The organism is Bifidobacterium callitrichidarum, from assembly GCF_003129905.1.
In the GTDB taxonomy this organism is placed as follows: Bacteria; Actinomycetota; Actinomycetes; order Actinomycetales; family Bifidobacteriaceae; genus Bifidobacterium; species Bifidobacterium callitrichidarum.
Map to the genome: position 1 here is coordinate 26033 of NZ_QFFM01000031.1, position 10880 is coordinate 36912.

Genomic DNA, 10880 nt, shown 5'->3' on the forward strand with positions numbered 1-10880 from the left:
TCACTTCACCTCCTTGAGGACAGAGCTGGCAGTACCAGCAAAATCGTAAGCACGTTCGCCCTGGTCGGCAAGGTCGATGCCGCCGACTTCCTGGGCCTCGGTGACGCGCCAACCGATCGTCTTCTCGAGGGCGAAGGCGATGATCGCGGTGATCACGGCGGAGTAGAGGATGGCCACGAGGGCGATGACCAGCTGGACGACCAGCTGCTTCCAATCGCCGCCGGCCAGCAGACCGGTGCCTTCGCCGAAGAAGCCGATCAGGACGGTGCCGGTGAAACCACCGACGCCGTGGACGCCGACCACATCAAGGGAGTCGTCGTAGCCGAACTTGAACTTCAGGCCGCAGGCGAGGCAGGTGAGGATACCGGCGATGGCGCCCATGACGATGGCCCACAGCGGGGAGACCACATCGGCGGCCGGGGTGATGGCGACCAGGCCGGCGACCATACCGGAGGCGGCGCCCATGGCGGTGTAGTGGCCGGAACGAATCTTCTCGGTGAAGCCCCAGGAGAGCATTGCGGCAGCGGTGGCGGCGGAGGTGGAGACCCAGGCGTAGCCGGCGGTGCCGTTGGCGGCGAAGGCGGAACCGGCGTTGAAGCCGAACCAGCCGAACCATAGCAGGAAGGCGCCGAGCATCACGAACGGAACGTTGTGCGGACGGAACGGCTGGGTGCCGAAGCCCTTGCGCTTGCCGATGATGAGCACGATAATCAGGGCGGCGACTGCGGCGTTGATGTGGACCACGGTACCACCTGCGAAATCGTGGGCGGTGGCGCCGATGGCCTTGGAGATGGCGCCGTCACCGGAGAGCAGGCCGCCGTTCCAGACCATGTGGGCCATCGGAGCGTAGTCGAAGGTAATCCACAGGGCCACGAAGATCATCCAGGTGCTGTACTTGACGCGCTCGGCGATGGCACCGCAGATCAGGCCGACGGTGATCATGGCGAACGCCACCTGGAAGGCCACGTCGATGGAGGCCGGGTAGTTGTTGGCGTTCAGCGAAGCGGAGCCAAACACGCCCTTGTCGGCGACCATCGTGTCCTTGAGCAAGAAGCCCGTGGCGGGATCGCCGAAGATGCCGCCGATGTCGGAGCCGGCGTATGCGATCGACCAGCCCCACAGGGTCCAGATAATCATGGTGACCGACAGCGCGGCCGCCTCAAGCATAAGCATGTTCAGGACGGCCTTGGCACGAACCATACCGCCGTAGAAGAACGCCACACCAGGCGTCATGAGGAAAACCAAGGACGCGGATGTCAGGATCCATGCGGCATTACCGGAATCGAGCGTTCCCATGTCTACCTCCCTCTCTTTCAGCTCACGGCGCCGGAACCGCGGGATGCGGCCGGCGTCTTTGTACTCACTTTGCCGTCCCCCTCTCGGGGGCTAACAGTTCGTCAGTAAATGCCCGCATCATTTTGGTTTCGTTACGGCAAGTTACGCGATTGTTAATCACGACGGGATCGTTCTGGACAGTCCGGCCGGTCGATTCCGGCGTGATTCCAACGGATATGAGAAGGCCCCGAACATGTTTCGAACATGATTCGGGGCCTTGGTTTGGGCTGGTTGCGGCGTTTCGGGCGTTCACAACGTGGACGCCGCAGAGCTTGGACGATACGTCTGGATGACGTCTCACCCGCGCTTTGCCTTGGCGGTGCTTAGGCGAGGATGCCGTCCACGAAGCCTTCCGGGTCGAAGGGGGCGAGGTCGTCCGGGCCTTCGCCGAGGCCCACGAGCTTGACCGGCACGCCGAGCTCCTTCTGCACGGAAATCACGATACCGCCCTTGGCGGAGCCGTCCAGCTTGGAGAGCACCACACCGGTGATGCCGATGGCCTCGGCGAACACCTTGGCCTGGGTCATGCCGTTCTGGCCGGTGGTGGCGTCCAGCACGAGCAGCACCTCATCCACCGGCAGGTTCTTCTCGGTGACGCGGCGAATCTTGCCGAGCTCATCCATGAGGTTGGACTTGTTCTGCAGACGGCCGGCCGTGTCGATGATGAGCACGTCCGCATTGGCCTCCTTGGCCTTGGCGGCGGCCTCGAAGGCCACGGAGGCCGGGTCGGCGCCGTCCTTGTCCGAACGGACCACGGGCACGTTCACGCGGGCGCCCCACGTTTCAAGCTGATCGGCGGCGGCGGCACGGAAGGTGTCGGCGGCACCCAGCACCACCTGCTTGCCTTCGGCAACGAAGAGTCGGGCCAGCTTGCCGGCCGTGGTGGTCTTGCCGGTGCCGTTGACGCCCACCATGATGATGACGGACGGCTTGTTGGCACCCGGCTTCTCGGCGTTGAGACGACGATCCGTGTCGCGGCCCACCAGGTCGAGCAGCTTCTCCTTGAGGGTGGCGCGCACCTCGGCCGGGTCGGCCTTGCCGGTGATGCGGGCGTCGGTACGCAGGTCGTCGACCAGCTGGCCGGATGCGTCGGCGCCCACGTCCGCAAGCAGCAGCGTGTCCTCGACGTCCTCCCAGTCGGCTTCGGAGAGGTTGTCCTTGGTGAGGATGGAGAACAGGGCCTTGCCGAACGGGTTGCTTGACTTGGCGAGCTTGGCCTTAAGACGGGTCAGGCGGGAGCCGATGGACTCGGGAGCTTCGGGCTTGGCCGGCACGGGGGCAGGGGTTGGCTCGGGCTCGGCGATGGGCTCAGCGGGGGCCGGAGTCGGCTCGGGTTCGGCGGACTCGGGTTCAGTTACAGGCTCAGCGGGCGCCGGGGCGGGTTCAGGCTCAGATGCCGCGGTCTCCTCGGCTGCGGTCGGCTCGATCGGCTGGGATTCCTCAGCCTCTTCCGACCCGGTAGGTTCGGCAGCGGCCTCCTCACCGGACTCGGCCGATTCCTCCGTGGCCTCGGACTCTGTCTGCTCGACGTCCGATGCGGCGGATTCATCACCCTCGGAGCCCTCGGATGCGGACGTTTCAGCAGGCTCCGCGGCAGGTTCAACCGGAGCGGTTGCAGAGGATTCGGCTTGTGCGGCTGCGGCAGCGGCCTGCGCAGCCTTGGCCTCTTCGGCTTCGGCGGCCAGTCGCGCGTCGGCGGCAGCCTTGGCGTCGCGGGTCTTTTTGTCCTCCGGGGCGGCCTGGCCCAGGGCGCGGTCCAGATCGCGCTTGCGGGACTTGGACCACCATACGCTGGCGACGACCAGGATGACCGCCACCACAATCACGCCGATAACGGCCAATACAGTATTCATATCCATGTCTCAAAGTCTAGCCCGCGCCCGGAATCAAGCGGTTTCCTTGTTGGTGCCGGAATCGGCATGGGCTTTGTTTTGACCACCCTGAGCCAACCTTGCCGCCAGCTCCCCCGGCAAAGGAAACCAAGAAGAAGTCCACGAATGCCGGTTCCGTGCGATGGCTATGCTGAAACGCATGGCACATTCTTCACGTATGACATCGCTGCAGCGCCGTGAACAGCTCATTGCGGTGGGGCGTTCGCTGTTCGCGGCCAAAGGCTTCGAGGCGGTGAGCGTCGAGGAGATCGCCGCGCACGCCAAGGTGTCCAAGCCGATCGTCTACGAGCATTTCGGCGGCAAGGAGGGCCTGTACGCGGTGATCGTGGACCGCGAGATGCGTGCGCTGACCAGCGTGCTCACCGCCGCGCTGGACGACCCGGACGTTCATCCGCGCCGAATCGTGGAGCGCACCGCACTGGCGCTGCTCACCTATATCGAGGAAAATGCCGAGGGATTCCAGGTGCTCGTGCGCGACTCCCCCAGCACCGACCCGTCGGGTTCGTTCAGCTCGTTGCTGGGCGACATCTCACTGCGCGTGGAGGACATCCTCTCCGAAACGTTCAAGCGGCAGAAGCTCTCCGTCAAGGGCGTGCCGTATTACGCGCAGATGCTCGTGGGCATGACCGTGTTCACCGGCCAGTACTGGGCGGACCGGCCGAAAGTGAGCAAGGAGCAGCTGGCGGCGTACATCGTAGATCTGGCATGGCACGGCCTGAGCCGGCTCAATTCCAAGCCGCAGCTGCTGTTCGAGGGCGCGAAGGCGGAGAAGCGACAGCGGAAGGACGGCGGAGTCGCGGCTACGGAATCATCGGAACCGCCGGAATCGGACGAATCGGTAGAGCCGACGGAGCCAGCGGAATCGGACGGCACAGATGAGGCCGTTCCGGAAGCGTCGCCGGCAACCGACTGACCCGCGCACAACGCACCGGCGAATCCCAAGTCCCGCCCAAGTCAGGATTGGGGAAAAACCGGAAAGACTCTTTAAACCGAAATCGGTACGCATTCGGCTGGACTACCCCTCAGTCGCCTCCGGCGCCAGCCCCCCCCTGATAAGAGGAGCCAAGACGTGGAGACGCCATTGGTCCAGAAAATCCGGGATGCAGAATGTGTAGTCAGGGCGTCAACTTACGTAACGGCCTGCCGCACCGGAAACCCAAGTGCTACGGTTTGAACAGTAACAACGCACACGCTTGATGAGAATATGTGAGGACGACAGACTGCTATGGCCACCACGGCGAAAACGCTAACCTTTGTGATCCCCGCATACAATATGGAGTCCTACCTTGACCGCTGCGTCAATTCCGTGCTTTCCGCCACGGACGCGCGCGACGTCGAAGTGCTGATCGTGGACGACGGCTCCAAAGACGGCACACTGGAATACGCGAAGAAGCTGGAACGCAACAATCCGGGCATCGTGCGCGCGATTCATCAGGAGAACAAGGGCCACGGCGGTGCGGTGAACACCGGCATCGCGGCGGCCACCGGCATGTATGTCAAGGTGGTGGACGCGGACGACTGGGTGGATCCGCAGGCCATCGACACCGTGCTGGCCACGCTGCGCGCTCAGCGCGAGACCGCCGAGCCCATCGACATGCTGGTGACCAACTACGTCTACGACAAGGTGGCCAAGCGGCACAAGCACACCGTGAACTTCCGTCGTGTCATGGAATCCGGCCGCGTGCTCGGCTGGGATGATCTGGGTCATTTCGGCCTGGCGCAGTACATCATCATGCATGCGCTCACCTTCCGCACGCAGGTGGTGCGCGACTCCGGCCTCAAGCTGCCGGAGCACACGTTCTACGTGGACTTCTACTACTCCTACCAACCGTTCCCGTGGGTACGCCGGATCCAGTACCTCGACGTGCCGTTCTACCACTACTTCATCGGCCGCGAAGGCCAGAGCGTGCAGACGGACGTGATGATTCGTCGCGTGGACCAGCTGAGGCTCGTCAACCGGCTCATGACGGAAGCGACCCCCGAGAAGGGCACGGTGCCGGACGGCCTGTACCGGTACATGATCCACTTCCTGGCCATCGAATCGTGCGTGACCTCGGTGTTCCTCATTCTCTCGCGCGAGCCGGAGAACTACACCAAGAAACGCGAGCTGTGGGAGGCCATCGACGCCTATTCGCCCGCCATCGGGCGTGACGTGCGCGCCAAGCTGATGTCCCGCGCGATCAACCTGCCCGGTTCCGTAGGCCGCTGGGCCGTGCGCAACGGGTACACCATCGCGGAAAAGGTCGTCGGTTTCAACTGATCTGTGCAGTCGAAAAGCCGGGGCGATTCGGTGAATAAGGTGCCGAATCGCCCCGGCTTTCTGGCAATCACGCCCAGCGGTCGGACATGGCGAAGCTGTTGTGCATGAGGTTGCTGGACGTGTACAGCACGCTGTTCAGCAGTTTGGCGGTATGCTCGCGCAGGTACTCGCCCGTCTCGCCGTTGGCCTCCTCAAGCACCGCGACGGCCGCACGCACGTCTCCCGTATTCTCCTCGGTGTAGCCGTCCTCGATGATTCGTTCGTCCGTGCGCTCCACCAGCTGATGACCGAACGCGCGCACCCGCTCGATGTACCCGTTGATCGCGCTGTTGGTCTCATACCAGTGCGCATCCGCGATGACCGCGATGAGGCGGTTCGTCCAGTACAGGTTGCCGGTGGAGACCTCAGGCGTGGTATCGCGCAGGTAGGCGGGCGTGTCGTCCACGTTCGCGTAGAACGGGGCGATCGTGGTGAACGGGCCGGAACCGAACGAAACCCACATCACCGTGCGATTGCAGGCCGGCGCGTACGGGCGAATCTGCAGCGCCACCATGTGTCCGGTGCGGTTCACACCGATCGGACGGTAGCGGTGACGGGTCTCCGGCGTGCCTTTGGTGCCGTACGGGTCATACGGTGTGCCTTCGAAGTGGGAGGAGAGCAGGAAGTCCACGTCCTCGAGCGTCACCTTGTCCTCGGGCACGCGGCACCACGGGATGTCGTCGGATTCCGGCGTGTACCGGGCGGCGGGCGAGTCCCAGTCCTCGCTGGGGTTGAGGTGACGCTGCATGTACCAGGCGCGCGGCGTGTTGTAGATATGGTCCTTCGGCGTGGTGGCACCGAACGCCTTGCGCGGATTGAAGCGGCGGGGCAGAGCGGCCACGAGCGCAGCGATCTGGCCGTCACGGCTGTCGCCGCCGTTTGGCGACGTGGATTCGGCACTCACATGAGCGGAAACCGCGGCGGCACGACGGGCGGAATGGGCCCCGGCGCTGACAGCGGCACCGGCGGATGCTGTCGACCCGAAACCGGCACTGTGAGCATGACGGCCGCCGGACGTTCCGGGAACGCCCATAGTGCGGTCAAGGTGATACTTGACCATGAACTCGCGCAGATCCGCGCTGCACATGTACTCGCGCTGCCTGCCGAAGGCATCGGCCAGATCGAAGTCGTCGATGCCCAGCTGGTTGGGGATGGTGGCGTAACAGTCATCCGGCACGCGGCGGGCGATCCAGTGGTGGCCGCCGATGGTCTCGACGTACCAGATCTCGTCCACGTCCGAGATGATCACGCCGTTCGACTCGTACGTGCCGTACGTCTCAAGCAGTTCGCCGAGCCGGACCACACCCTCGCGCGCGGTCTTCACGTACGGCAGCACAAGGGTGATGATGTCCTCCTCGCCGATGCCGCCGGGCTGTTCGGGGCGGTAGTCCTCATCCCCCGGCTCACCTTGGGCGGGCTTCAGCTCAACCATCGGGTCCGCGCCAAGCACACGTTCGTTGACGGCGATGGTTTCGGTGGCGCTCATCGCCACATTGTGTTCGTTCGCGCCCGCTTCGGCCAGGATGCCGCGGTTGTTGAGGACGTTCGGGGCGATGGTGTACCGGCACGGGTCGTCCGGCAGGTCAATCTCGACGTGACTCAGCACGCTCCTGTAATGACGGGGCTGGTCTTCCGGGGCGACGACCACGAGGCGCTTGGGATCGTACCGGCCGGAGCCGGAATCGTCGTCGCGGGCGATGATGGTGGAGCCGTCGTAGCTGGCGTTCTTGCCGATGAGGATGGTAGTGCATGACATGCCGACCACTCTAGGCGGTCGAAGTGTGTTTAGAGCGTATGGAACCTGCATTCCCATGAAATTCTCAGCTAACGCACACGCCATGCCGAGACTGGTGTTGTTATATGTAATCACGGCCGCAAGCCCGCAATAATTGAATCCTTCTTCTTCTCTTCCTCTTTCTTCTCTCTCGAAGCCCGGTTCACCGCCGGGCTTTGTCTGTTGTTGGGGCATATGCGGAGACGCGGGCTCGAAGCGCCGCCGATTTGGAATGTCTGGCGTCGGTGTGTATTTTAGAAATGTTGCCCCTCTAGCTCAACGGTTAGAGCAGCGTCCTTTTAAGTCGTGGGTTGTGGGTTCGAATCCCACGGGGGGCACACGTTAGTCCTTGGAATCATCGAGGTTTCGAGGGCTTTTCCGTATCCACCACCTGTTCCTGCACCACAGGATGACAACATGAGCGCAGATGCTCGATGCTCCACGAATCGTAGGGTTACCCCTCAGCCGGCTGCACCACCAGCTTCTCTGACAAGAGGAGTCAGGGTCTCTGCTTGTTACGCAAAGACGGGATGAAAAAAGAGAAAGCCCGGCGGGAACCGGGCTTGAGAGAGAAGAGAGAAGAAGGGATTAAGTTATATGCGGCTTGCTGCCGTGATTCCCATATAAGTACGGCAGATTCAACGGGACGTGTGCAAAAGCTGAGAAATTCATGGGAATGCACGGCACCAGCGCATCACTCCGAGCCTGATTGATCGCCATCAGCATCAACCCCGCAAGGACGCTTCCCCGGTCGGTTCAAATCCCAGACGCATATCCACCTTCCCCAACATGAACACGCAGCGAACTGTGGCCAACATCGCATCCGAAAGCACCCACATCGTATATCGCCTCTGGCGAATCATGGGCCTTTCAGACTAGGCTGAGCACCATGAGTGAATCCATTGTCTGGACCAATCCGTTGCGCGATCCGCGCGACCTGCGTCTGCCTCGCATTGCGGGCCCCTGCAGTCTGGTCATCTTCGGCGTCACCGGCGATCTGGCGCAGAAGAAGCTGCTGCCGGCCGTCTACGACCTGGCCAACCGCGGCCTGCTGCCACCCAGCTTCGGTCTGACCGGCTTCGCCCGCCGTGACTGGACGCAGGAGCATTTCATCGAATTCGTGAAGGCGGCCGTGCAGGCGCACTGCCGCACGCCGTTCAAGGAGTCGACGTGGAACAACCTCGCGGCCGGTATCCGGTTCGTGCGGGGCACGTTCGACGACCCGGAAGCCTTCGAGCGGCTGAGCGCCACCGTGCAGGAGCTCGACCGCGACCGCGGCACACGCGGCAACCATGCCTTCTACATGTCCGTGCCGCCGCGCGCCTTCCCGGTGGTGGCCAAGCAGCTGGCCGCCTCCGGCCTGTCCCGTTCGAGCGAGGGCGCTTGGCGCCGCGTGATCATCGAGAAGCCGTTCGGCCATGATCTGGCCAGTGCCAAGGAGCTCGACCACGTGGTCTCCGAGGTGTTCGACCCGAGCTCGGTGTTCCGCATCGACCACTACCTCGGCAAGGAGACCGTGCAGAACCTGCTGGCCCTGCGCTTCGCCAACGCCATGTACGAGCCGATCTGGAACGCCAACTACGTCGATCACGTGCAGATCACGATGGCGGAGGACATCGGCATCGGCGGTCGCGCCGGCTACTACGACGGTATCGGCGCCGCACGCGACGTCATTCAGAACCATCTGCTTCAGCTCATGGCCCTCACGGCCATGGAGGAACCGGTGAGCTTCACCGCCAAGGACCTCACGGCCGAGAAGACCAAGGTGCTCTCCGCCGTGCGCCTGCCCAAGGATCTCGCGGCCAACACCGCGCGCGGCCAGTACGCCAAGGGTTGGCAGGGCTCGCACGAGGTGGTCGGCTACCTGGAAGAGAAGGGCATCGACCCGAAGTCCACCACCGAGACCTATGCCGCCATCCGCCTCGACATCGATACCCGCCGCTGGGCCGGCGTGCCGTTCTACCTGCGCTGCGGCAAGCGTCTGGGCAAGCGCGTGACCGAAATCGCAGTGGTGTTCAAGCGCGCCCCGCACCTGCCGTTCGAACAGACCGCCGTACGCGAGCTCGGCAAGAACGCCATCGTGATTCGCGTGCAACCGGATGAAGGCGTCACCATGCGATTCGGCGCCAAGGTGCCGGGCGGCTCGACGATGGAGGTCCGTGACGTGAACATGGACTTCAGCTACGGCCGCTCCTTCACCGAGAACTCGCCGGAGGCCTATGAGCGACTGATTCTGGACGTGCTGCTCGGCGATCCGCCGCTGTTCCCGACCACCGAAGAGGTGAATCTCAGCTGGGAGATCCTCGATCCGATTGAAGAGTTCTGGTCCACGCTCGGCCAGCCGCAGCCCTATCGCTCCGGCACCTGGGGTCCGGCCGAGGCCGATGAGATGCTGGCGCGCGACGGACGCCATTGGAGGATGCCATGATCATCGATATGCCGAATACGCGCACGCGCGAAATCGCACACAAGATCGACGAACTGCACGAGGAGCGCGGCGAATCGGCCACGGGCCGTGTGCTGACGCTGCTCATCGCCACCGAGGACGCCGATCTGGAGCATGCGCTGGAAGTGGCCAACGCGGCCAGCCGCGAGCATCCCTGCCGTGTCATTGCCATCGTGCCGGACACCGCGCACCGCGACGATACCACCGACGACGTCAAGGCCATGGAGAAGACCGACAACCCGGCCATCGACCTGACCGACGGCCCGGCGGAGTCGAACCTCGATGCCCAGGTCCGCTTCGGTGCGGATGCCGGCGCCGGCGAAATCATCATCCTGCGTCCGCGCGGCGGCCTGATCAATCACCCGGATACGCTCGTCATCCCGCTGCTGGTGCCGGACGTGCCGGTGGTGGCCTGGTGGCCCACGAACCCGCCGTCCAACCCGTCCAAGGACCTGATGGGTGCGATGGCCCGCAGCCGCATCACGGACGCCCTGCACTCCAACAACCCGGAGGCCACCATCGAGCGCCTGCGCCGCAACTGGACTCCGGAGGACATCGACCTGTCCTGGACGCGGCTGACCGTCTGGCGCGCGATGCTCGCCTCCATGCTCGACCAGCCGCCGCATCTGCCGATTACAGCCGCCAAGGTGACCGGCCCGTCCGAGTTCCTGCCGATGGATCTGCTGTGCGCCTGGCTGCGTCTCAAGCTCGGCGTGCCGGTGGACGTGGAGTACGTCAACGATGCCAAGGCCGTGACCGGCGTGTATCTGACGCGCGCGGACGGCGTGGTTTCGCTGGAACGCCCCGATGAGGAGCAGGCGCTGATTTCGATGCCGGGTCAGGCCCCGCAGACGATTTCCGTGCCGGTGCGCACCATCGAGGACTGCCTGACCGAGGAGTTGCGCCGCATCGACCCGGATGAGATCTACGCCGAGGTCATCAACGAAGGCTGGGATCTGATTCATCACTGAGGCGCTATTCCGGCTTCCTTTTTTGAGGGGGCCATCGGGCATAGCGAGGCTGAGGGGAGACAACACGATATGAGTAGCTCTGTTAAACCAAGATTGACATGAATTCCATTGGACTACCCCTCAGTCGGCTTCGCCGCCAGCTCCCCTGACAAGGGGAGCCAAG

At 63.7% G+C, this 10880-nt stretch carries 7 protein-coding genes, 1 tRNA gene and 1 pseudogene; 5 read left to right on the top strand and 4 right to left on the bottom strand.

Annotated elements, in window-relative coordinates:
• Entirely contained in the window at positions 1-1296 is a 1296-nt protein-coding gene (locus DF196_RS11585) for an ammonium transporter (protein WP_109057959.1), read from the bottom strand.
• Between the two features lie 362 nt (positions 1297-1658).
• The gene (gene ftsY / locus DF196_RS11590) at positions 1659-3095 is read right to left on the bottom strand and encodes a signal recognition particle-docking protein FtsY (protein ID WP_421728491.1); all 1437 of its coding nucleotides are present in this window, start codon (positions 3093-3095) and stop codon (positions 1659-1661) included.
• A gap of 289 nt (positions 3096-3384) precedes the next feature.
• Here ftsY and DF196_RS11595 point away from each other — a divergent pair, with 289 nt between their 5' ends.
• Both DF196_RS11595 and DF196_RS11600 read left to right on the top strand, forming a co-directional pair.
• Positions 3385-4140, top strand: coding sequence for a TetR/AcrR family transcriptional regulator (locus DF196_RS11595; RefSeq protein WP_170115070.1), 756 nt, complete (start codon positions 3385-3387; stop codon positions 4138-4140).
• 312 nt (positions 4141-4452) lie between these two features.
• Positions 4453-5487: a glycosyltransferase family 2 protein gene (locus DF196_RS11600; RefSeq protein ID WP_109057961.1), complete on the top strand. Its 1035-nt coding sequence runs from the start codon at positions 4453-4455 to the stop codon at positions 5485-5487.
• A 67-nt stretch (positions 5488-5554) separates the two neighbouring features.
• Here DF196_RS11600 and DF196_RS14130 read toward each other — a convergent pair whose 3' ends face one another.
• Positions 5555-6430 (bottom strand): C69 family dipeptidase, encoded by an 876-nt coding sequence (locus DF196_RS14130; protein ID WP_421728492.1) that lies wholly within the window; start codon positions 6428-6430, stop codon positions 5555-5557.
• A 63-nt stretch (positions 6431-6493) separates the two neighbouring features.
• Positions 6494-7282, bottom strand: a pseudogene (locus DF196_RS14135) (C69 family dipeptidase); the annotation flags it as partial.
• 283 nt (positions 7283-7565) lie between these two features.
• On the opposite strand from DF196_RS14135, the gene DF196_RS11610 reads away from it, so the two are divergent.
• The 3 genes from DF196_RS11610 (at position 7566) to DF196_RS11620 (ending at position 10717) form a co-directional block, all read left to right on the top strand.
• A tRNA-Lys gene (locus DF196_RS11610) sits at positions 7566-7638 on the top strand.
• A 551-nt stretch (positions 7639-8189) separates the two neighbouring features.
• Positions 8190-9728 carry a glucose-6-phosphate dehydrogenase gene (gene zwf, locus DF196_RS11615; RefSeq protein WP_109057963.1) on the top strand — a complete coding sequence of 513 codons (1539 nt, stop codon included), beginning with the start codon at positions 8190-8192 and terminating at the stop codon, positions 9726-9728.
• Positions 9725-10717 (top strand): glucose-6-phosphate dehydrogenase assembly protein OpcA, encoded by a 993-nt coding sequence (locus tag DF196_RS11620; RefSeq protein WP_109057964.1) that lies wholly within the window; start codon positions 9725-9727, stop codon positions 10715-10717. The genes zwf and DF196_RS11620 overlap by 4 nt, the downstream gene beginning before the upstream one ends.
• The last annotated feature ends 163 nt before the right edge of the window (positions 10718-10880 follow it).

Bases quoted from the DNA above. Each gene is read 5' to 3' on its own strand.
- DF196_RS11585 (WP_109057959.1), bottom strand. From the start codon at position 1,296: ATGGGAACGCTCGATTCCGGTAATGCCGCATGGATCCTGACATCCGCG.
- DF196_RS11620 (WP_109057964.1), top strand. From the start codon at position 9,725: ATGATCATCGATATGCCGAATACGCGCACGCGCGAAATCGCACACAAG.
- DF196_RS11595 (WP_170115070.1), top strand. From the start codon at position 3,385: ATGACATCGCTGCAGCGCCGTGAACAGCTCATTGCGGTGGGGCGTTCG.
- DF196_RS11600 (WP_109057961.1), top strand. From the start codon at position 4,453: ATGGCCACCACGGCGAAAACGCTAACCTTTGTGATCCCCGCATACAAT.
- zwf (WP_109057963.1), top strand. From the start codon at position 8,190: ATGAGTGAATCCATTGTCTGGACCAATCCGTTGCGCGATCCGCGCGAC.